We start from the raw sequence: 22,026 nt of genomic DNA, 5'->3' as shown, positions 1-22,026 counted from the left end.
TAATTAAACGAATCATTCCGAAACAAGCTTTTTTATAAAAGAGCTTAAGTAAAATTCTTCAAATCTGGCAAACGGATCAGATAATGGTGTCTTCAGAAATTCTTTTACACCATTAAAATCTAAATCATCATAGACAAAAAATCTGTCAGGAGAGTAAAAAGGCTCATTTAAAACATTCCGATTGTTTGTGATGATTTTCTTTCCGGTACACAAATTCTCCATCACTCTCATCGTATAGCCATCTTGTATGTGGTTTGCAAAATCAAATACAGTTGATGAGCGTTGCATCATGTCGATAAATGTATCATTGCTAATTGATGATGTATGAAGATACTTGAGAGACTTCCCTTGCAGCAAAACTTTTATATTTTTACGTAGCGTTCCTTTTAAATACCAGTTGAAACTGATTTGTTCTTTTTTGCAATATTCTTCAAATTGCTTAATTGCATCATACCGTCTGACATTAGCTAGGTTCCCGACCATATATACATTATTCCATTCGACTTCGTTTTGCTTTAGATTCTGAAACTTCCGTACGCAAAAGAGTGGTAAATAGTTTATGCCATATTGTATTGCATCTTGTCTATCGAAAGTGTATGCTTTATCAAAATAGCCCAAGTAATCAGATATATTGATTCCCTTTCTTATGTATCCATTGGCAGCATCCCATAAATACAATATAAATTTTGCCTGCGGATGATCATTTCTTAAGTTTTGTAAGCAATCGAAAGAGAAAAATGGCAATAACAAAAATACAATGTCATATTTATTGTCTTTTTCTTTTACAACAATTTCCTGATGTCTCGAATGCTGCACTTCCTTATCCCATTTCTTAGAAATTAGATTTCTTAGTTTCGTAGCCGGAGAAAATGATACAACATTATAAAATGTGACATCATATCCGGATAACTGAAACTCTTCTATCATTTCCCGCGTATATATTTGATAGTCCCAACCGATGAACAATAGTTTTTTCATAACAATTAATTATTTATTGTCTTTGCATCCAGTCCCGAATAAACGAAAAGTAAAAAAAATGGAGTCATAGCTAAAGGCTCAGAGCTTAGGGATAAAATCAGTAGAATAGACATTAGCCAGCGATTTTTGTATAAGATATTCTGTCTTATTAATGCCCATAAATACCACAAAGAAAACGGGATTCCCCATATATACATTAGACTTATTATGCCATTTGTTGTTCCACTATCTTTCGTTTTTGAACCACTTAATTTACCTTGCCAGGCAATTTTACTCCTCATCTGCTTAAATCGATCGGTATTAGCGCCAATCCCAATCACAGGATTCTCGGCTGCGATACTCAATCCTGCAATTATATCTGCCTGACGAGCAAAAAAAGAACCGGACTGGGCACCAGCAACTTTTTCTTCAACATTTACAGACACAATATTATTCCACACAAAAAAAAGTGCAATAATAGTTGTACAAAGGATAGATACAGAACTGTACAGATTTCGCTCTTTATAAAAGAAACGAGCCGAAATATATCCCAGAATGATAATGGCGATAAAGTATCCTGTGGTAGATTTTGTCAAATAAATAGTCAATAATGTTGCTACAATCCATACTTTCTGCCTAAAATAGAAGATCTGGATTAATAAAAAGATATTAAGATATATTTGAAAAATTCCCGGCTCCCAGAAAAAACCATAAAGCCTCGAAGATAAACCTTCGATATCCAGTCCTTTATAAAAAAGAAAAGCAATATGACTTACGGACCTTTTATCCCCATAACTATCTATAAATGTATACTTTGAAAAAAGATCAGGGGTAAAAGTATAAAGTAAAAAAGAAATCAATCCTAAAACGATGAAAATTTTTAATAAAATAGTAACATCGGCAATCAATGCATTTATTCCTTCATACTTATAATAAGTATAGACAAACAGACCTGCAATAACGCTAGATAATGCGGCTAATGCAGCACTATCAAGATCCCCTATCAGTATAGTTTGTGATACTATTATTACAAGAAATGTTGTTATGAATAGCCATAATTTTGAGGAAACATATTTTAATGTTATACCATTATTCAATCTGTAAATTTTCAGACCATATCCGGCTATTATCAACAAACATATAGGATTTCGAGGAAACAAATGGTTACCGCCACTGATCATCATCACTAAAAATAACAGGATGACTCCAAGCCAATCTCTTCTCTCTATAACAAGTGGACTAGAAGTCATATTTATTTATTAGATAATATCATTCTGATTTTGGTATCGTTGCCATAAACACATGGAGAATCATAGTCTCTATCTGGAAACACACCATATTCAAGGCTGATATCCAAGTTGTTTTCTTTAAGAAAGGTTTCCACGCGCTCGCCTAAACTCATAGGTTTGCCTGAACAGCAATTAATTATACCATAAACATCTTTCTGAGTAATTACGGCTGAAATCTGTAATGCTAACTCTTCAATTTCAATAAAATCATATTTGTTTTTGCCCGATGTAAACGGAAAATTTTTCTTTCCTTCAAGTACCGCTGTTCTGATTTTAGCGAATATAGAATTACTCTTCAAATCATCGCCTACAATATAGTATGCTCTGATCCACTGCAAGATACAATCGTTAGATTTGGCATATAATTGTATGCTACGGCGTAAAGCATCTTTTGCTATTCCATAAGGTGATATTGGATAACAAGGTGTGTCTTCTTCAATGGCACCTTCATAATAACCCACTTCATGCATCGTACCCATTACAGCAAGCTGTTTCAATCCACCATCAATCAACGAACACATAAATTTGTAATGATTTGACACATCTCCCATATGATTAGATGAATTATGTACAAACCCATCGCGCCATGCCATATGTAAACAAACGTCGGGGGTTCCAAGCTCGTCATAAGCATTAAGATATGAACCTGATAAAATATTATATTCTAGCAAAGTGGCACGCTTGTCCACTTCTGTCAATCGGACATCGCAAGCCGTAACTTCATGTCCTTGATCCAATAATTTGCACACGACGTGACGACCAATGTAACCATTGGCTCCGGTAACTAAGATTTTCATATTAAAAACGATTTTGTGATTCTAGGAATATTATATGTGTAGAAAGACAGAGAAGAAAGTATATTAAATAAAATTACCGTCTCTGTCCGTTTTTTCCCAATTCTGAGTATCGGGGTTATAACGTTTTACGATGCGGGCGGGATTACCTACAACAACGCAATAGTCAGGAATATCCTGTTTAACAAATGAATAAGCACCTATGACACAGTTTTTTCCAATTTTACAGCTTATTATACACACATTACGCCCAATCCAGGTTCCGCTACCAATAACAACCGCTCCTGTATATCTAACTTCTTGATCCCGGATAAACCTATTTATATCATTATATGCATGGGTATTGTCAGAAATATAAACATTCTCAGCAGTCTCAACTCCATCTTCAAGAATAATGCTTTGTAGAGCATATATCTCAGAAAATCGACCAATCCTGACCTTGTCTTTAATAACAAGCTTTGAATCGGAACGATTCGAAGATACTGCAAACCAAACCTTGTCTCCTATCCATAAATTACTACCGAGATATATGCGCTGAGGATTCCAAACTTGAGGATCAAAGATGAAAACATTTTTCCCAAATTGTGCGAAATTATGTTGATTCAGTAAAATGAATATTTTGCATTTTAACTTTCGTAATTTTTCGTGTAACATAATATCTTCAGATAAAATTTCCCTTTTTATCAGTCTTTTCCCATTTTTCAGTCTCGGTATTGTAACGTTTTATTATATAAGCAGGATTACCGACAACTACACAATAATCAGGAATATTCATTCTGCTAACAAATGCTCCGGCAGCAATAATACAATGTTTCCCTATTGTGGAACCTATTATACAAACATTTCTTCCAATCCAGCAGTATTCTCCTATCTCAACAGCATTTACAAATTTGATCTCTTGCTTAACAATTGGGATATTGATATCATCATAAGTATGAGTATTATCAGAAATGTATACATTATCGGCAGCTCGAACTCCTTTATGTAACGTAATTGAGGTATGTGCAAATATCTCGGAAAACCGTCCGACTTTGACTTCATCTTCTAGTATCAAATACGGATTTTTGACTTTTGAATAAAACTGTCGAACGACACCTAACCACACAAAATGTTCTATTGCACAATTCTGACCTATATAAATACGAGCGGGATTCATAATCCGAGGCTTAATAATAGTCGTACCTTTGCCTAATGACCCAAAAAAAGATCGCCAGATAGTTCTATATAGCAAACTATTAATCTTTATAATTCCATAATAATATATATCAAATAAATTCGCTTTCATAAATATGTTAAAATGTAAGTAAGTATTTGAATTTTATTTTTCATTATACATGCTTTCGTAATATTTTTGATATTCTCCGGAAGTGACATTATCCATCCATTCCTTATTATCAAGATACCAACGCACTGTAATCTCTATGCCTTCTTCAAATTGGAGACTAGGCTCCCACCCGAGTTCGCGCTTGAGCTTACTTGAATCAATAGCATAACGTAAATCATGTCCTTTACGATCGGTTACGTATGTAATCAGATCCAGAGAATGATCTTCGGCATTACCCAATAAACGATCGACAGTCTTAATAATAACCTTGATTATATCTATATTTTTCCATTCATTAAAACCTCCGATATTATAGGTTTCAGCATTTTTTCCATGATGGAATATAACATCAATAGCACGGGCATGATCCACAACATAGAGCCAGTCACGTACGTTTTCGCCTTTTCCGTATACAGGTAGTGGCTTCCGGTGAATAATATTATTGATAAATAAAGGAATTAACTTCTCCGGAAATTGATAAGGACCGTAATTGTTAGAGCAGTTTGTTACTATTACGGGCATGCCATAAGTATCGTGAAATGCACGTACAAAATGATCGCTACTAGCTTTGGATGCTGAATATGGACTATGAGGGTCATACTTGGTCTCTTCTGTAAACAGTGTATCATCAAACATCAGAGCACCATATACTTCGTCGGTAGAGATATGATAAAACTGCTTACCTTCATAACCTTCGGGCAATGTTTCCCAATATAATTTTGCCGCTTGCAGCAGGGTAAGAGTACCCATCACATTAGTACGAGCAAAAGTAAATGGATCTTTGATTGAACGATCAACATGACTTTCAGCAGCCAAATGAATAATACCATCTACGTTATATTGCTTTAATAGCTGCATAACGAGATCGAAGTTGCAAATATCTCCTTTTATGAACGTATAGTTGGATTTATCTTCTATATCCTTGAGGTTAGACAAATTGCCGGCATAAGTGAGGTTATCGAGATTGATAATATGGTATTCGGGATATTTGTTCACAAACAGACGAACAACGTGTGAACCTATAAAACCAGCCCCTCCGGTAATTATAATATTTTTCATTTTTATAATCAATTGATTGTTTGTTAAAATAATATACTATCAGCATAGGTATATTTATATACTTACGGATGTCTCGGTATAGTAATCGATGTTGTAATCAAATAGTTCGGTTGCATCCTTGAGAAATGGGTGCCGAGTATCCTTTTCAGAAAGAATTATATCTTCAGGAGCTACAATCCAATCGATACCAATCTCCGGGTCATTCCATGCAATAGCCCCCTCCGATTGCGGGGAATAAGAATTATCACATTTATACTGAAATACAGCTTCATTGCTGAGTACGACAAAACCATGAGCAAAACCACGAGGAATAAATAGCTGACGGTGGTTCTCTCCCGATAGTTTCACTGCAACATGTTTACCAAATGTAGGCGAATTGCGGCGTATATCTACCGCCACATCCAATACTTCTCCTGCGATGACACGTACCAACTTACTCTGTGCAAAGGGCGGTTTTTGAAAATGCAAACCCCTTAAAACTCCGTAACACGATTTAGACTCATTGTCCTGCACAAAACGCACTGTGCGAATCGATGGATTAAATTCAGTTTGATTGTAGCTTTCAAAAAAGTATCCCCTGTCATCTCCGAATATCTTCGGTTCTAGGATCACTACATCTTTTATTTGAGTTGTTATTATATTCACCATTGCTTATTGTTCTATTTCTTCTATCATTTTCAGTAGATATTGCCCGTATTGATTTTTGATCATTGGTACAGCCAGAGTACACATCTGTTCTTGGTTAATCCATCCTTTTTGCAAAGCAATACTCTCAAGGCAAGCAATCTTCAAGCCTTGTCGTTTTTCTATAACCTCAACGAATATAGATGCTTCTGCTAATGAATCGTGAGTACCGGTATCGAACCAAGCAAAACCACGCCCCAGAGTCTTTACTTTAAGGCTTTTATCTTGAAGGAACTTTTGATTAACAGTCGTGATTTCCAACTCTCCACGAGCAGATGGCTTAATGTTTTTTGCGACATCTACCACTTTGTTTGGATAAAAGTAGAGTCCTACAACCGCATAATTGGATTTAGGCTTCTGAGGTTTTTCTTCAATCGAGAGACAATTTCCCTCTGAATCAAATTCGGCAACACCGTATCGTTCCGGATCATCAACCCGATATCCAAATACTGTAGCAATACCTTCATCCTCTGCATCTCGTACAGCTTCCTTGAGTGATGCGGAGAAACCTGTTCCATGAAAAATATTATCTCCCAGTACCAGACAAGCTGCATCATTTCCGATAAATTCTTCACCGATAATAAAGGCTTGTGCCAGCCCGTCAGGTGAAGGCTGTTCTGCATATTCAAAATGCACACCATAATCTGACCCATCGCCCAATAAGCGTTTAAATCCGGGTAAATCGACAGGGGTTGATATGATTAATATTTCTCGTATTCCGGCAAGCATCAATACCGATATGGGATAATAAATCATGGGCTTATCATAAATGGGAAGGAGTTGTTTGCTTACACCCTTCGTTATCGGATATAATCTTGTACCCGAGCCACCAGCCAATACTATTCCTTTCATCTTAAAGTTTTTTTTATTAATTTTCTATTATGTGTATATATATAAGTCAGATCGTTATTTATCTCTTTTCTTTGTTTGATTATTGGATCCGTAATAACCATATTGATAGCCATAACGATACCCATATTTATGGTATCCGATACCACTGGTCGTACCATTCAGGATCAGAGCCATATTCTTGAAACGTTCTTCCTTATAGATGTTATTCAAATCGGAGAGCATGCTTCGTTCTAACAATCCTGCACGAACAACAAAAAGAGTTCTATCTGCAAGCCTTTCAATAATTTGGGTATCTGCTACAATATCTATTGGTGGACAGTCAATAAATATATAATCATATTTACTACGTATATCGTTTATCAATGTTTCTAAACGTTCGTCAAATAATAATTCTGTAGGATTCGGAGGAATGGTGCCCACCGGTAAAATACTAAGATTTGTATATTTTTCGTCGACAATAATTGTATCATATATATTATCGATTTGTTTCCCAAGATAGTCACTCAAACCCTGCTTCGGTGAGTTAACAAAAGAGGAAGTAGAAGCATAGCGCAAATCACCATCGATAACCAATACTTTTTTACCTTTTATAGCCAAACTGATAGCCATGTTTATTGTCAGGAATGTTTTACCACTCCCTGGATTAAACGATGTCAAGATAATTACATTCAAATTATCTTTCTTAGCTGTCATAAACTCAAGGTTTGTACGTAAAACACGAAATGCTTCATTGATGACATCTTTATTTTCTTCTTTTACAACCACTTTACTCTCTTCAGGTTGTTTTTTCCAGAATCGCCAGCCACGTTTCTGTGGATAGAAAAGAGGAATTTCTCCGATAAAAGGCAAGATCAGATTATCCAAATCTTTCCGTCCCCGTATTGTAGAATTCGTATTCTCTCGAATAAATATTATCACTACCGGAATAAGGAGACCTAATACAAAGGCAACCAATAATATATTTCTTTTCTGTGGTGCTATCGAGTTCAAATTACCATAAGGAGAGGTTATCATACGTGTATTGTATGCAATAAAGGCCTGAGATAATTCATTTTCTTCGCGTTTCTGTAATAAAAATAAATAAAGAGCTTCTTTTACTTTCTGTTGTCGTCCTACAGAAAGCAAATATTTTGCTTGATCAGGGTTGGCTGCTATTTGAGCTGTTGTTTCTTGTTCGTTGCTTTGTAAATTCTTTGTTTGAGTATTTAAGGTTACAATCAGATTATCTATCGATGAAACAATTGCTTTACGCATAGATTGAAGAGACTGATCTAAGTCCACGACCAAAGGATTCTGTTCGCTGCTATTAGAGACCAAATTGTTCCGCTGCAATTGAATGGTATTGTATTCCGTTATTTGATTTTCAACGCTAGCACTCTCGATACCTGAATTTGCAGGAATCAATTGATTGTTATTTGTAGAAGTCATCAAATGGTTGCGCATATAACGAGCCATTGATAATCGGGTATTTAAATCCAACATAAGATTACTTGTCTCCCTCGATTGTGCCATATACATGCTGGAGGCGGCTTCTACGTCCGGCACCAAATTTTGTCTTTTGTAAGAAGAGATATCTTCATCCACATCACCCAATTCGCGTTCAATTCCACTCAAGCGATCAGTGATAAAGAGACTGGTACTAACTGTTATAAGGTTCCTGTCTTTCACCCAATTTTCTTTATAAACGGATATTAATGTATTCAATACATCTTCAGCCCGTTGTGTGGAAACATCTTTATACGACAGATCGATAACAGTTGCTTTTTCCTCGCTTAAAGATGCTGTCAGATTCTGTTTGAATAAATCCGTAGCACTATATAAGTTAGTACGGGAAATATATATCAGAGGCATCTCATTTTTAGTGTAATACGAAGTTGGGACTACTATTATTTTCCCTAATGGGGTGTCGATCGTATCATTAAACTTGCCTTTGATTACGTTGTTAGCAATATCCTTATTATCAGATGTAAAGTCAGAGCACTCAAATGTCCCATCAGCCAACAATTTTATAACAAGCTCTGCAGATTCATTATCTGCCAAATCGGCAAAAGAAACTGTGATTGGGAGATCCGGACCGTATAAGACTTTTTTGTAAAAGGAATCTTTAATCTGATAGTTTACATCCAAATGCAACCGCTTTACTGTTTCCAGAATAATAGAGGGTGACTGTATAGCGATCAACTCATTGTTTACGTTTGTATTGGGTTGAGACAGCCCAAAGTCAGCAAACATAGAAGCTACATCACTCGATATGGATTGACTTTTCGAGTCTTCTTTGATAAGGATAGAAGCTGAACGAATATATATTGGAGGAGTTGTTAATATATAAAAAGTTGCAATACTAATTGTTATAAAAAGAGATATTACAAACCAACGCCACCTGAAAAGGCATAAATATAATAAATCTTGTAGACGAATAAGATCTTCCGTCTGTTTCTGCTCTGTTTTATTATGTTGAACTGAAGTCATTTATGTTTATGTTTTCTTTTTTTATTTAACAATAAGTACAGTGAGTGTAGTTATTAAAGAGGCCACTGACAGCCAAAAAGAAGTGGATATGACATTGTTGCCATTAACGGTTGATTGACGTGCCCGTGTTTTATTAGGTTCCACATAAACTACATCATTTTGTTGTAGATAATAGACAGGTGAGGCATACATATCATGTCCCGAATTTAGATTCACTTTATAAGGAACCTGCTTACCTGCCGTCTGCCGTAAAACGAGAACATTTTCACGTTTTCCATAAATTGTTAGATCTCCAGCCATTCCCAGCGCATCGAGTAAAGTTATTTTATCTCGCTCTATATTATACCTTCCTGGAGTATTGACCTCTCCTAAAACTGAAATAGAAAGGTTGGCAAACTCTACAGTCACAACCGGATCTTTGATCAGGTTATTTGATAACAGCTGATTTTTTATATAACTTGCAATCTCTTCTCGAGTCATTCCATCAACATGTATTTTGCCTAATACCGGAAAATCGATTTCACCCGATGAGCTTACTGTATAACTTGATATTTGCTGATTTTGATTCAGAGATGGGCTTTGCGACTGTCCTACACGATGTGCCACGATAGGCAAGTTAAATAGTTCTGCTAACTGGGAATCCTTGCTACTTATCACTATTGATATCTTATCATCTGTCTTTATTGTTATTTTTATCGGGTTCAGTATTTCCCCCGGTACACCTTGCTGTAAGTCTTGAAAGTAGCTAATATTTTGTGTTGATCCACAAGAATTAAAGATGATGGAAGCCATCAACACAAATAAGAAATGTTTTATTCTCATAATTTATAAATGGATTGTTTTTTGAGATTATTGTCTGTTTCGACGATAGAGAGCTTTAGTTCGTGTCTTTTTATTTTGAATGCCAGCCACATATTACCCAGCATCCATAAAATGATGTTGATAATCAAAAGTAGGCTTACGTCAACATATTGCGATAGGATGATATTATACAAAGTAAATATTAACGATACTGAAATTATAATTATCATTGCTGCTCGCTGACAGATTCCTGCCGCTAGAAGCTTATGATGTATATGACTTTTGTCAGGCATAAAAGGATGCTTTTTCATACGTATGCGACTTATAAAAACTCGCATTACATCAAAGCATGGAATTATTAAAGGAGCAAATGCCAATACAGCGGGATTGAACGAAGCTGTAATATCTACGGGTTGGTTTAATATCTTTATACTAAGAATACATAAAATGATTCCTATTGTCAAGCTACCGGTATCTCCCATGAATATTTTCTTCCCATGATTAACATTGCCAAAGACGTTGTAATAAAAAAATGGAATGAGAGCTCCCAATGCAGCAAAAGCTAGCATCGCAAAAAGCCACTGTTCGAGGTAGATATAAATTAGTCCGTAAAAAAGCAAAGCTGCTCCACTCAGTCCAGAAGCCAGACCGTCAATACCATCAATAAGATTGATTGAGTTGATAACAAATACAATGACTAAAATAGTTAAAGGATATCCTATCCATTCCGACAATCCGTAAATGCCACATATACCATACAAATTATTTATCCATACTCCTCCGGCAATTAATATAACGCCACATAATATCTGAATAATAAATTTAGTACGATAACGAACACCGATCAAGTCATCCGCAATTCCGACTAAATAGAGTATTGTGCTGGCGCAGAAGCCAAACAATAATTCAGGAACGTTACTTCCTTCTTGCTTAAGAATATCCGGTTCCCCTAAAATAAAATCAAGACCAAGCAATAAAGAAATAGAAAAGAAGATAGCAGGATTGAAAGCTAGGCCTCCAAGCCTGGGGATCATTCCATGATGAATTTTTCTCTCATCCGGTAGGTCAAACAACTTTTTTCGAAAAGCAATAAGCAGAATATTTGGAATTAGTATCCATGCAAAGAACATGCAAAGAAAGAAAACCAAACCGATATTTATAATCCAGTAATACATTCTATGAAAATTAAAATTAGATTAGTTAATTATTCCACCTTATGATATAACTTCAATCAGGTCAGTTTCTATCTCGGCAGTTACAACAGCAGCAATACCTTGTATAAGAACTACCACTCGCCTACTTCGCACACCTTTCACTTTCACAAAAACACCTTCAACGCCATCAAAAGGACCGCCAAGTACCCGCACCAAAGTTCCTTTTCTCAAATCGACTTCCTCTGGTTTTAGGTAAGTCATTTTTTCGTGGCAAATACTCGCTACAGCAATGAAGCGTTTCATTTGATCATCAGGAACTATAATTTTTTCTTTACTTCTCGAGTCAATAATGTACTGAAGGTATTCGGTTTTTGACTTGACCTGTTTAATAGCTGTTGGCGTGGCGTGAACAAAGATCAGATTCGTAATAGCAGGAACCAATTCTCTCACTTTACGACCATTTTTCATAGTGAGTGTATAATGCATAGGAATAAAACTCCGAATGCATTCCTTATCCAATAATTTTTTTGTATCCATTTCTTTGCGGAATATCGCACGCATAGCGTACCAACTCGGAATCTCTTGCTTGTACATAAGAATGAATAGTGTGCTATTATCTGGAACTTTATAAGGTTTTATTTCAGATATGAGCATAGCTCTGGTTCCATGAAATATTACAATATAATGTATTCCAATTAGTTATAGATATAAAGTGTATAATACAGCAGATTTTTTATTTATTTACAACACACTTATGTGTTAAATAAAAATTCTCAATAAGTAGTTATGATCTCGCTGTATGCACATCTCTTGCTAAGAGATATGTTTTTATTGTATTAGATTATCTATCAAGTATATACGCAAACGGATAGAAAGCTTTCACTAAACATTTTTATATTTTAAATAATTTCCTTAAAAAAAGCTTCAGAACTATCTTCTTGTTTTCAATATTTTGTATACTTTTGCAGTATTAAACATATCTCTTAGCAAGAGATATCTATATTTAAGAATCATTTTAATACTACAATAGAGATTTAAGTATCATATTATTAGCCCTGTCTATTATAGATGTATCTAATGCTGCTAGATAGATCTGTGTGGTTACTTCTGAATCATGCCCCATTCCTTCACTTATTACCGTAACAGGAATATTCTTACTTTTTGCTATACTAGCCCATGAATGACGAGCCACATACATAGTTAAAGGAATAGATAGTCCTAATTTACTTCCAATAATTTTCAAATTACGGTTTATAAGGCAAGACGCATTCTTGTATTGACTTCTTTCATCTTTCTCGGCACTTTTAATAATGGGGAGTAAGTATGAAGACTCATTAGGAGGATACTTATCTACAATATCCTGCATACACTGCTCCCATTTAATAAATAGTTGCTGACCTGTCTTTTTTCTGCGATATGACAACACTCCTCCACTAAGATCTTTCTTCTTGAGGTAAGCCATATCCACAAACGACATTCCTCTTGTGTAGAAACTAAATAGAAACATATCACGCACATAATCCAATGTTGGGTAAGGAGCCAGATTCAAATCTCTTATTTGCTTAATGACTTTAAAAGAAACTGCTCTTTTAATGGTTTTTTCAATGCCGGTATATACATATTTGAATGGATATTTCTGTTCTGTCAAACCTTTCTCCACACTACGATTATACACAGCTCGAAGTATCCTCATATAAAATGATGAACTATTCTGACTTACACCATTAGATCTTAAGTAAGCCTCATACTCTGTCATTAGCTCCGAATTAATGTCGTAAGGATATAAATCCTTTCCATTTCTAAAATGCATAAAACTATTTAAGGTAGTTTTATATGTCTCACTAGTTCTAATTCTACCAAATTGTTTGAGTCGGACAATCAACTGCTGCATAAAGACAAAAAAGGAAGTCCCTCGAATCTGCTTTTCAAAACTTGAGACAACTTCATCTACGGTATAAGAAACTCCTCTTTTACTAAATACGTCTATAATATTTGCAAGCCTTTCTGTATCCAACACTATCTTTTCTTCTATAGACAGGAGATAATTCTTTCTGTTTTCATCAAACAGAGGCAGGATAATATTTGCACCACGTTTGTTCCACTCACCAGGAAAGATTTTATAATCTGTATTTATCTGCCTGGTTACTCGATTATGAATAAGTTGATAATAGAGCGCACCTTCCCTATTTTCGACAATGGAAGGTCTGATTTTCACTTTTACTGATGTCATGATTTACTAATTGAAAACTAATTATTTATATTACTTTGCTTTGTTTTCTTTCAACAAATATGAATAGGCAGAAATTTAATCGCCTATTGACTTGGATCCCAATAATAGAATCTTAGTATATTTCTATACTATCAGATATACCTATTTGAGACTTGTCATATTTCACCAAAAGACACTATTCACATATTGGAAAAGGAAATTTTGCTATTTTCCTCTTCCAAAAATGTATAGGATGAAAACTTTTGGTTTCTTTTTTATAACGCTCCTCACAGTTTAGCTTTTAATTGAATTTGAAGGATAGTTTAAATTCGCGATTGGCATACTGTTGCGATTATGTTTCTTGAAGTCAGTTCTTCTTACTGGTCTTACTATATCTTTGCTTACTCCGATAATAATTCTATACATTTATAAAAGTCTTTTTGATGTTTCTATAACTGAAATCTCTTTCAATTTGTAAAACATTAGGTACAATATAATTTCGAAGAAACGGTATTCATTCAATCTTATTTATACATCTCTAAATTTATAATCAAACATAATCTCTGATTTTTTTAAGATTAAACCGTAAGTCAAAAGGCTTTTTACAACCCATCAGAACAGCTTTTTTTCGAATCGCAAATTTAATACATTCCCTTGTCTGGATGGTTTATTTTTGGCTTTTTAAGATTTCTTTTTGAGGCCTATCGGTAAGTTTGTATTCATTTTTTAGCATCTCACATGTTTTTGCGGTTCGTTTACATAATTGTTGTTAAGGATGATTAATTTTCATTTACCCCTAATCATTAATTGTTTTTGAAAATATGAAAATGCTCATTTTGCAGTATAGTGTAGTTTTCTATTTTTATATGTAAAAGTTCCCTCCTCCACCCACCGTTTTTAGTACAGAAAAGGCCGGTGTTTTTCAAAAAATACTTTAGCTCCAATCTCAGGATTCTTCTCCATACTTACATCAATTATCAGTTCGTGTAATAGCTTGTCTTCTAATTTAAAACTCTCAAAAAAAGCAGCAATTTCGGGCTTGTCTTCTTTAAACCCGCGCCGAGATATAACCTGAATATTATCTGTAGGATATATACCTTTTGGATCACTCAATTTTTTGAGTTCAAATTCAGTCCACATAAAATGTGGTTTCCAACCTGTTATTACAATCCACTCTTTATTTTTCTCTGCCTTTTTCAAGGCTGTTATCATAGACGTTTCGGAAGAGGAAATCTGAGAGTAATCGAGATTATAAGCGGTTATTGCTTTTTCTGTATTAGCATGGATTCCTGCTCCTGAAGCAATTCCATAAATTTTCTTGTCAAACTTGTCTTTATTTTCATTCAACTCTTCTATAGACTCTATATTAACGTAGGCAGGAACAACAAGCCCGGTTACACCATCGTCAAAAACAGTTCCTAATAAATCTAGTTTATGCCCGTATTTAGCCCAATAATCTTTTTGTGTATGAGGAAGCCATGCATCCATATATATATCAGCATCACCACGAGATAGAGCTGTATAAATTGGACCTGGTTCTATACGCTTTAAGGTTACCGTATATCCTTTATCCTCTAACATAACCTTTGCCAAATATGTAATAGCGATACCCTCCGCCCAATTCGGATATAGTATCAGTACATCTTGCTTATGACGAGGCTCACAAGATGTAAGACCGAGCAATAAGAATGAGAGTAGAATGTATATTATCTTATTCATTTCTGTTCCTCCTTTTCTTTACCTAAAAGTTGTGTCATTCTATCTAATATAATCGCTAATATTACAATACAAAACCCTGCTTCGAAACCCAAAGCAACATCGGCCTGCTGAATACCCGCATATACACTTTCGCCCAGTCCTCCGGCTCCTACCATTGAGGCAATAACGACCATCGATAGAGACAACATAATTACCTGATTAATACCAGCCAAAATAGTCGTCATGGCTAATGGCATTTGCACTTTGAACAAAGTCTGACGTCTTGTACAACCAAAGGCAACAGAAGCTTCTACAACCTCTTTCGGTACACTCTTTATTCCCAGAGCTGTCATCCTAACAGCCGGAGGCAATGAAAAAATAACCGTGGCCAAAACACCCGGCACATTACCTACCGAAAAGAATAAAATTGCCGGAATCAAATAAACAAAAGCGGGCATTGTTTGCATAAAGTCTAGTAATGGGCGAATTATAGCATAGGCTTTTTTATTGTATGCGCACCATATACCTAGAGGTATGCCAATCATCAACACAATAAGCGTTGCTACCAATACCAGGATAAACGTATCCATTGTTTGTTCCCAAAAGCCCATCCAGTAAATAAGCAGAAGCCCTAAAACACAAAAGAGTGGGAATCCTATCAGTGTTGCTATATTGTTTTGCCAGGATTTATGATTTCCTAAGGATTTCTTTTTAATAATAAAAGCGATCAGTGCCACAATCGCAATAATCATGTAGAACGGAACATACCCGAGTAATTCTTGTAACACATCAACGCTATTATCTATCATAATGGTTATCTGACGAAAGAGCGGTGCTGCTGTATCTGACAACCAATCTACAAAACGTTCTATATACTTACCTATATCTAGTTTATTCATATTTAACTTGCATTTTCTATTATTTCTTTAACAGCTTCTTCGTCATATCCTGTAACCATAGCTACTACATCAGAATATCTTATACAGCCTATTAGCCTCTCATTACAGTCAACTACAGCCAAAGGATATTTTTGATTTATAAACAATGGGAGCATATCCGATACAGAGTGATCTTCCATTACTTTAGGAATATCCATCAATATAGATTCCAAACCCTTTTCTCCGGCAGCAATTTTACGTTCAACATCTTTTTTTCTTACATAGCCCTTAAACTTGTTATCCTCGCTTATAACTGCCACAAATCGTAAAGTGTGACGCTCCATCAACCTCAGTGCCGATGCCAAACCATCCTTTGCTAACTGCACTCTTGCTCTAAATGGTTCCATTATTGTAGAAGCTGTTATAATTTTAGATAAATCAACATTTCCGATAAAAGCTTTTACATAATCATCGGCAGGGTTCATCAAGATATCCTCGGGGCTACCTTGCTGAACAATCACCCCATCTTTCATAATCGCAATAGTGTTTCCTAACTTTAAAGCCTCATCAAGGTCATGTGTAATAAAGATGATGGTCTTTTTAAGTTTTTGTTGAATATCCAACAGATCGTCTTGCATTTGTGATCTGATCAGTGGGTCTAATGCGCTAAAGGCTTCATCCATTAAAAGAATCTGAGAATCGGTAGCTATGGCTCGGGCAATTCCAACACGCTGCTGCATTCCACCACTCAGTTGATAAGGGTATTCATTCTCATAGCCTGACAGACCAACTATTTTTATTATTTCTTTTGCTTTTTTATAACGCTCTTTCAGATTTATATCCTGAATCTCGAGGCCAAAAGCAACATTGTCTATTATTGTCTTATGAGGTAAAAGTCCAAAATTCTGAAACACCATTCCTACTTTTTTTCTGCGAAGATTTAACAACTTAGATTTATTCATTTTTGTTATATCTTCTCCATCGATAGAAATGCTACCTGATGTAGGTACATTCAACATATTAAAGCACCTGAGCAAGGACGATTTTCCACTACCCGACAAACCCATTACAACAAATATTTCACCTTCTTTAATCGAAAGACTTACATTATTGACTGCAATTGTACATTTTGTTCTTTGGTGAATTTCTTTTTTTGATTTTCCGCTTTTCAGCATTCTTAGAGCTTGCTTCTTGGCTGTTCCAAATATCAGAAACAAGTTCTTCATTTCTATTTTATTCATATTTATTATTGATTAAAATAATATCCTATATTTATATTAAAGCGACTATTCCATCTGGCATTTGCAGTCCCTTTACCTAAACCTTCTCCAAAGTTAGATGTCAGCCACGGTTGATTTTTACCCAAAGCGAAATCAACATACGTATATATGGGCCCCATAGAGACAAGTGCTCCGGGAATAAGGTGTTGTGTATTAAAATATTCTTTTTTATGTTTATCGACTATCGAATAGTCTATATATGGTTGTATATATTTTATAAATTTTCTGTTAATAGGTATCATGTATGCTAATCCTAGAACATAAATATTTCCTTTAGCCGCAACATCATAAGCTGCACCATAAGCAGCCATCTGGAGGATGTCCAGTTTTTCTTTATTATTACCCTGAGCATTATAATTATATGAGATCAACTCTCCTTTAAAATTCCATTTATTATAATCAGCGACTACATGTAGTGCAGTACTAATTCCCCATTTTCGACTATTGAGCTCTTTATTATATATACTTCCTAGTTGTCCGGAAACGCCGAACTCGATATTTTCATTCAATTTATATCGGGCTCTTAAATTGAATTGATCCAATTCTCTGATATTTGCATCCGCCAGGGTATTACCGACATAACCTGTAGTAGGAACAACAGCATAAGAATACCTTCCATTGCCAACATCATTATCCAAAGTATTATCCGAGATAGAACCCTTTGGAGCTGCTTGTCTGAAATAAGCAAAATCAAAATGCCATTGACTTAATTGATATGATAAGCCTATCCCTGTGTTATAAGTATCTTCCAATCCCATATAATAGGGAATCTGAAACCACCACGAATGGGACGCAAAATCTCCTATTCCGAAAGGTTTTTGAAATACACCTCCTTTAATATATAGATTCTGATCAATTTGGTATCCGATATAACCATGATGTAAGAAGTGGGCTTTAGAATCGGGATAGAAACGATATTGAAAGCTTAAATCAAATCCTGATTTATGGGCATCGGCTGACAAATACCACGTATCGAGTTTTATGTAGGTATTTAAAGCTTTATTACTTTTTTCATAATTCTCTACTGATGTGTTAAAACGAATTGCTCCACCCAATTTGAAAAAATCTTCTTTTTCTTGTGCTCTCAGAGAAGACTCAAAAATGGTTATAGCACAAATAAATAATATCCTTTTCATTATCTGACGGATTGATCATAAGAATACCTTCTTTGAAATAATCAAAGAAAATAATCATTTTTGAAATGCTATCTTGCAAAACAAAGGGGCATAACGCTACTAGTTAGAAGTCAATTTAAAAAGACTTGATACTACATTATGCGATATTAATAAATAGAATCCAGAGCATAGATACGACTGTATGCCAAAGAATTTCGGTCTTGATTTTATTAAATAGTCAACTCTAGATTATTAGAAGATTTTCTCCTAACTGGCGACAAAGTTAACAAAAAACTATAATTACGGAAAGGATTTGCATGAATAATCGAAGAACAGGTTTCATTTTGATAGTATAAATAGGCATATTTTTCAGGAAAACGAAGAGAGATAAGGACACTTTTTAGTAGTTTTTAATTTTGCTGAAAACTATAAATAAACAGAACTGACAGAATATAAAATCTTACCAGTTCTCACCTATAAAGATCTATATTTTCAGCTATTTATCCGAGTATAAACCTATACTGTTTCCTTCACTGTCGATGAATGTAGCAAAGTACCCTACCCCTTCGGCTTCAATCTTTGTTTTTGGAATAATTCTTTTCCCTCCGCTTTTCACGATATTATCTAATGCTGTTTCGATACTTTCAACAGAGAAACTTATCAAAACCCCATCTTTTGAAGGGTTAAAGTCCGGCGCGTAAGATATAGCTCCGGGACATTTACCTGATTCTTCGGGAAAGAATGCCATTTTCTCATGACCGAAGTCCATAGCGTTAAAACTTATGCCCAGTACCAATTCGTAGAATTTTACAGCTCTATTGAAATCTACAGAAGGGATTTCAAAAAATGCAACTAGCTTTTTCATTTCATTTTTGATTTTTAGTGAATAAATATTGACAATACAAAGCTAAAAGTTGCATTTCCCTTATACTTGGAAAAAAAGGACATCTATCTTTTAAAGAGAAAAGTAGTCGGAATATGGATCACATATCGCAAGATATTCACCCGGAGTATATCCCGAAAAATGTTTGAATTCACTTATCAAATGCGATTGATCGTAAAACTCACAGATGTATGCAAGCTCTGTAAGATTTGTAGAAGGTCTGGTTTGTAAAATATATAATGCTCGTTGAAAACGGATTATCCGCAAGAATTCTTTAGGATTCAACCCTACATATTCTGTAAAGATACGTTTGAATTGCTTATAACCTAGACAGCTGATACCAGCCAAGGACTCAATTCCTACATGCCCCATATTAACAGCATTTACTGTGGCTTGCATTCGCCTCAAATTATATTCTTTGGAATGAAAATATTGCTTCTTCAAGAATGATTCAATCATTTGGACGCACACTCTATTATCGTATGTATCCAGAAGTAGTTTACCCAGCTCCAATATTTCAATATTGTCGAGTAAGTCAAGCGCAATAGACTGTTCTTTAAATTCGTGCATCGGCTCTTTGAAAAACATGCGTGCTCCAAATGCATGAAACGTAACGCAAATCATATCAGTAATACCTGATTGAATAAGGTTGGAATATGTAGTAGATTGTCCACTAATAAACATCTGAGGTAAAAGACTATTATTACACTCTATTGACAGAGGGCTTCCCCGATGAAAGAATAGATTGATGTTCCCGGTTGGTATTATACCTTGCACATGATTTGCCGCATTTGCTTTTAAGAACCAATAGTTCTTAATGTAAGGCGACAATTCAATACTGGGCTGTACAATTTCAAAAGAGTCCATCGTACAAAGATAGTTAACCTCAACTTTGATAAATTGTAAAAAAGGGACATTTATAAGCAAACTGAATCTATAAAAGGAAATCGTCAATTTTAAATTTTTCTGATCATTTCAAATTGTTTTCCTTTCACTTCAATATTCTTTGCTTTTATAAAATTTGTCATCGAATCACATGATACATCCGTATTCACAATTTTCAGAATCGAATTTTTATTCAAATTTAAAATCTCTTTTAATAATAGAGATGCAATCCCCTGCCTTCTATATTTTTTGTCAACAGCTATTTGAGTAAGATCTCCCGATATAGGTTCGAAAACACAGTATCCGACTATTCGTCCATCGACAAATACTCCCAAACAAATAAAATCATCAACAGCCCGCTGTATAGATTCAAAACTATTCTGCCACGAAGGAGTAAAATCCCAAAATTCAGTAAACAAATCCAATTGATCGATACTTATCCGTTTAACAGAATATAAAGTATCTGATTCTTTTATAAGATTGCTTATATGCTCATTTGTTTGCATCGCATAATAGAATTCACGAGTTACTTCAAATCCAAGATTTCTGTATACGGAAACAGCTTTCGTATTGTGTTGCAACACTTCTAGCAAATATTGTTTAATCCCGGCTTCTCTTAAAAATGGTATAGAATATTCAAAGACCTGAGTAGCTAAACCTTGTCCTCGATATTCTTTCAGAGTTCCTGTTCCCGTATCGTATGCTGTGCGTATTCCTTTGAAGTCTCCAATTCCATTTAAAGTAAATACAACTATTTTATCTCCATCAAATGCAGCAAATGACAATTCAGGATCAAATCCACGCCTTTTAAGCATAGTTTGGAGTTGTACCTTATTGATTTGTACTTCATAGTTGGCAAAAGCTTGATTAAAAGCTTCATATATTACGTCGAAGTGTATATCTTTCAAGGACTTTACTTTTATTTCCTTCATATCTCACTTAATATCATTTTCACTTTTTCATAGCTTCTGCTTTCATATTTGCGGGCATTTTTTCTATAGCATAACGTAAGGCTGTACGAGGCATTACTGATTTATGTTTCATCACATAATCAAACACTCTTTTCTGATAGGCTTCACTTTTTTTCTGTGTTTCGCTGGCTGCTTTCAGCATCCAACCATATCCCTTTTGTACCAAATCATCTTTATCTAAGAGCAATATATCTGCAATTTCAAACACATCATCTAAAAATAGACCTTTACGGGCAGGAATAATCAATGTAACGGCTGCTGCCCGCTTTACCCAACGACTAGAAGATTTTGCCCATTTTTTCAGTTCTGATATATATTCGGGATACATCATCACGAATGTACCGATAGTATGATTACAGAGAGTATCGCAATCAGCCCAGTTATTAACGTAGTTGTGTAACCAATATTCGAAAATCTCAAAATCAGCAGGTTCATATTGTTTATGTAAAGATTCTGCCCAAATGCAAGCAACAACCGATTCTTCCAAGTAGCCGGACTGCCACAGCTCTTCACACAAGTCGAATATCTCCTGTTTAGAAAGTCCCTTCATCTGTTTAAGGCTCTCCTTCGCTATTTTAGTGACTTCCCCCATTCGCACACCATGTACCTTAGCAGCTTCCCCTTCTTTGAAAAATCGAGAGCTAGTATTAAGTGTACTTTCATCAATACACATTATCAATGACTGACGAACCTGTTCTACTATATTATCCATTTTTAAATGATA

General features: G+C 35.0%; 21 protein-coding genes. All 21 read right to left on the bottom strand.

Features of this window, described 5'->3' with window-relative positions; genetic code table 11:
• Positions 1-12: 12 nt before the first annotated feature.
• Positions 13-978, bottom strand: a complete 966-nt coding sequence (locus E4T88_RS12660; protein ID WP_135105980.1) for a WaaS/CpsH family glycosyltransferase — start codon at positions 976-978, stop codon at positions 13-15.
• 5 nt (positions 979-983) lie between these two features.
• Complete coding sequence (locus E4T88_RS12655) at positions 984-2,207, bottom strand: O-antigen ligase family protein (protein WP_228093909.1); 1,224 nt, start codon at positions 2,205-2,207, stop codon at positions 984-986.
• Between the two features lie 2 nt (positions 2,208-2,209).
• Positions 2,210-3,043, bottom strand: coding sequence for an NAD-dependent epimerase/dehydratase family protein (locus E4T88_RS12650; RefSeq protein ID WP_135105974.1), 834 nt, complete (start codon positions 3,041-3,043; stop codon positions 2,210-2,212).
• A 63-nt stretch (positions 3,044-3,106) separates the two neighbouring features.
• Complete coding sequence (locus tag E4T88_RS12645; protein ID WP_135105972.1) at positions 3,107-3,694, bottom strand: acyltransferase; 588 nt, start codon at positions 3,692-3,694, stop codon at positions 3,107-3,109.
• Positions 3,695-3,701: 7 nt separating this feature from the next.
• Complete coding sequence (locus E4T88_RS12640) at positions 3,702-4,325, bottom strand: acyltransferase (protein ID WP_135105970.1); 624 nt, start codon at positions 4,323-4,325, stop codon at positions 3,702-3,704.
• 33 nt (positions 4,326-4,358) lie between these two features.
• Positions 4,359-5,423, bottom strand: coding sequence for a dTDP-glucose 4,6-dehydratase (rfbB, locus tag E4T88_RS12635; protein WP_135105968.1), 1,065 nt, complete (start codon positions 5,421-5,423; stop codon positions 4,359-4,361).
• A 54-nt stretch (positions 5,424-5,477) separates the two neighbouring features.
• On the bottom strand, positions 5,478-6,071 hold the full coding sequence (gene rfbC, locus E4T88_RS12630; protein WP_135105966.1) for a dTDP-4-dehydrorhamnose 3,5-epimerase: 594 nt from the start codon (positions 6,069-6,071) through the stop codon (positions 5,478-5,480).
• A gap of 3 nt (positions 6,072-6,074) precedes the next feature.
• A complete protein-coding gene (gene rfbA / locus E4T88_RS12625) occupies positions 6,075-6,959 on the bottom strand; it encodes a glucose-1-phosphate thymidylyltransferase RfbA (RefSeq protein ID WP_135105964.1) in 885 nt (294 codons plus the stop codon).
• A gap of 54 nt (positions 6,960-7,013) precedes the next feature.
• Positions 7,014-9,428, bottom strand: coding sequence for a GumC family protein (locus tag E4T88_RS12620; RefSeq protein WP_135105962.1), 2,415 nt, complete (start codon positions 9,426-9,428; stop codon positions 7,014-7,016).
• A 21-nt stretch (positions 9,429-9,449) separates the two neighbouring features.
• Positions 9,450-10,250, bottom strand: coding sequence for a polysaccharide biosynthesis/export family protein (locus tag E4T88_RS12615; protein ID WP_135105960.1), 801 nt, complete (start codon positions 10,248-10,250; stop codon positions 9,450-9,452).
• Positions 10,247-11,404, bottom strand: a complete 1,158-nt coding sequence (locus E4T88_RS12610) for an MraY family glycosyltransferase (RefSeq protein WP_135105958.1) — start codon at positions 11,402-11,404, stop codon at positions 10,247-10,249. The genes E4T88_RS12615 and E4T88_RS12610 overlap by 4 nt, the downstream gene beginning before the upstream one ends.
• Before the next feature lie 39 nt (positions 11,405-11,443).
• Positions 11,444-11,977 (bottom strand): UpxY family transcription antiterminator, encoded by a 534-nt coding sequence (locus tag E4T88_RS12605; RefSeq protein ID WP_135106448.1) that lies wholly within the window; start codon positions 11,975-11,977, stop codon positions 11,444-11,446.
• 427 nt (positions 11,978-12,404) lie between these two features.
• Entirely contained in the window at positions 12,405-13,613 is a 1,209-nt protein-coding gene (locus E4T88_RS12600; protein ID WP_135105956.1) for a tyrosine-type recombinase/integrase, read from the bottom strand.
• Positions 13,614-14,489: 876 nt separating this feature from the next.
• The gene (locus E4T88_RS12595) at positions 14,490-15,311 is read right to left on the bottom strand and encodes a glycine betaine ABC transporter substrate-binding protein (RefSeq protein ID WP_135105954.1); all 822 of its coding nucleotides are present in this window, start codon (positions 15,309-15,311) and stop codon (positions 14,490-14,492) included.
• Positions 15,308-16,189 carry an ABC transporter permease gene (locus tag E4T88_RS12590; RefSeq protein ID WP_135105953.1) on the bottom strand — a complete coding sequence of 294 codons (882 nt, stop codon included), beginning with the start codon at positions 16,187-16,189 and terminating at the stop codon, positions 15,308-15,310. The genes E4T88_RS12595 and E4T88_RS12590 overlap by 4 nt, the downstream gene beginning before the upstream one ends.
• A 2-nt stretch (positions 16,190-16,191) precedes the next feature.
• A complete protein-coding gene (locus E4T88_RS12585; protein WP_135105951.1) occupies positions 16,192-17,409 on the bottom strand; it encodes a quaternary amine ABC transporter ATP-binding protein in 1,218 nt (405 codons plus the stop codon).
• 5 nt (positions 17,410-17,414) lie between these two features.
• Positions 17,415-18,584, bottom strand: coding sequence for a hypothetical protein (locus tag E4T88_RS12580; protein ID WP_135105949.1), 1,170 nt, complete (start codon positions 18,582-18,584; stop codon positions 17,415-17,417).
• Positions 18,585-19,059: 475 nt separating this feature from the next.
• Entirely contained in the window at positions 19,060-19,428 is a 369-nt protein-coding gene (locus tag E4T88_RS12575; protein ID WP_135105947.1) for a VOC family protein, read from the bottom strand.
• Positions 19,429-19,518: 90 nt separating this feature from the next.
• Positions 19,519-20,313: a helix-turn-helix domain-containing protein gene (locus tag E4T88_RS12570; protein ID WP_135105945.1), complete on the bottom strand. Its 795-nt coding sequence runs from the start codon at positions 20,311-20,313 to the stop codon at positions 19,519-19,521.
• Positions 20,314-20,402: 89 nt separating this feature from the next.
• Entirely contained in the window at positions 20,403-21,263 is an 861-nt protein-coding gene (locus tag E4T88_RS12565; RefSeq protein ID WP_135105943.1) for a GNAT family N-acetyltransferase, read from the bottom strand.
• A 19-nt stretch (positions 21,264-21,282) separates the two neighbouring features.
• On the bottom strand, positions 21,283-22,014 hold the full coding sequence (locus E4T88_RS12560) for a DNA alkylation repair protein (protein WP_135105941.1): 732 nt from the start codon (positions 22,012-22,014) through the stop codon (positions 21,283-21,285).
• Positions 22,015-22,026 lie beyond the last annotated feature (12 nt).

The organism is Dysgonomonas mossii, from assembly GCF_004569505.1.
GTDB lineage: Bacteria > Bacteroidota > Bacteroidia > Bacteroidales > Dysgonomonadaceae > Dysgonomonas.
The sequence above is the reverse complement of the archived record's forward strand: the minus strand, read 5'-3'. Positions and strand labels throughout refer to the sequence as shown.

Excerpts from the sequence above, each read along its gene's own strand:
- rfbB (WP_135105968.1), bottom strand. The coding sequence starts at position 5,423 with ATGAAAAATATTATAATTACCGGAGGGGCTGGTTTTATAGGTTCACAC.
- E4T88_RS12600 (WP_135105956.1), bottom strand. The coding sequence starts at position 13,613 with ATGACATCAGTAAAAGTGAAAATCAGACCTTCCATTGTCGAAAATAGG.
- E4T88_RS12610 (WP_135105958.1), bottom strand. The coding sequence starts at position 11,404 with ATGTATTACTGGATTATAAATATCGGTTTGGTTTTCTTTCTTTGCATG.
- E4T88_RS12660 (WP_135105980.1), bottom strand. The coding sequence starts at position 978 with ATGAAAAAACTATTGTTCATCGGTTGGGACTATCAAATATATACGCGG.
- E4T88_RS12585 (WP_135105951.1), bottom strand. The coding sequence starts at position 17,409 with ATGAATAAAATAGAAATGAAGAACTTGTTTCTGATATTTGGAACAGCC.
- E4T88_RS12580 (WP_135105949.1), bottom strand. The coding sequence starts at position 18,584 with ATGAAAAGGATATTATTTATTTGTGCTATAACCATTTTTGAGTCTTCT.
- E4T88_RS12595 (WP_135105954.1), bottom strand. The coding sequence starts at position 15,311 with ATGAATAAGATAATATACATTCTACTCTCATTCTTATTGCTCGGTCTT.
- E4T88_RS12605 (WP_135106448.1), bottom strand. The coding sequence starts at position 11,977 with ATGTACAAGCAAGAGATTCCGAGTTGGTACGCTATGCGTGCGATATTC.
- E4T88_RS12590 (WP_135105953.1), bottom strand. The coding sequence starts at position 16,189 with ATGAATAAACTAGATATAGGTAAGTATATAGAACGTTTTGTAGATTGG.
- E4T88_RS12570 (WP_135105945.1), bottom strand. The coding sequence starts at position 20,313 with ATGGACTCTTTTGAAATTGTACAGCCCAGTATTGAATTGTCGCCTTAC.
- E4T88_RS12655 (WP_228093909.1), bottom strand. The coding sequence starts at position 2,207 with ATGACTTCTAGTCCACTTGTTATAGAGAGAAGAGATTGGCTTGGAGTC.
- rfbA (WP_135105964.1), bottom strand. The coding sequence starts at position 6,959 with ATGAAAGGAATAGTATTGGCTGGTGGCTCGGGTACAAGATTATATCCG.
- E4T88_RS12560 (WP_135105941.1), bottom strand. The coding sequence starts at position 22,014 with ATGGATAATATAGTAGAACAGGTTCGTCAGTCATTGATAATGTGTATT.
- E4T88_RS12645 (WP_135105972.1), bottom strand. The coding sequence starts at position 3,694 with ATGTTACACGAAAAATTACGAAAGTTAAAATGCAAAATATTCATTTTA.
- E4T88_RS12640 (WP_135105970.1), bottom strand. The coding sequence starts at position 4,325 with ATGAAAGCGAATTTATTTGATATATATTATTATGGAATTATAAAGATT.
- E4T88_RS12615 (WP_135105960.1), bottom strand. The coding sequence starts at position 10,250 with ATGAGAATAAAACATTTCTTATTTGTGTTGATGGCTTCCATCATCTTT.
- rfbC (WP_135105966.1), bottom strand. The coding sequence starts at position 6,071 with ATGGTGAATATAATAACAACTCAAATAAAAGATGTAGTGATCCTAGAA.
- E4T88_RS12565 (WP_135105943.1), bottom strand. The coding sequence starts at position 21,263 with ATGAAGGAAATAAAAGTAAAGTCCTTGAAAGATATACACTTCGACGTA.
- E4T88_RS12620 (WP_135105962.1), bottom strand. The coding sequence starts at position 9,428 with ATGACTTCAGTTCAACATAATAAAACAGAGCAGAAACAGACGGAAGAT.
- E4T88_RS12650 (WP_135105974.1), bottom strand. The coding sequence starts at position 3,043 with ATGAAAATCTTAGTTACCGGAGCCAATGGTTACATTGGTCGTCACGTC.
- E4T88_RS12575 (WP_135105947.1), bottom strand. The coding sequence starts at position 19,428 with ATGAAAAAGCTAGTTGCATTTTTTGAAATCCCTTCTGTAGATTTCAAT.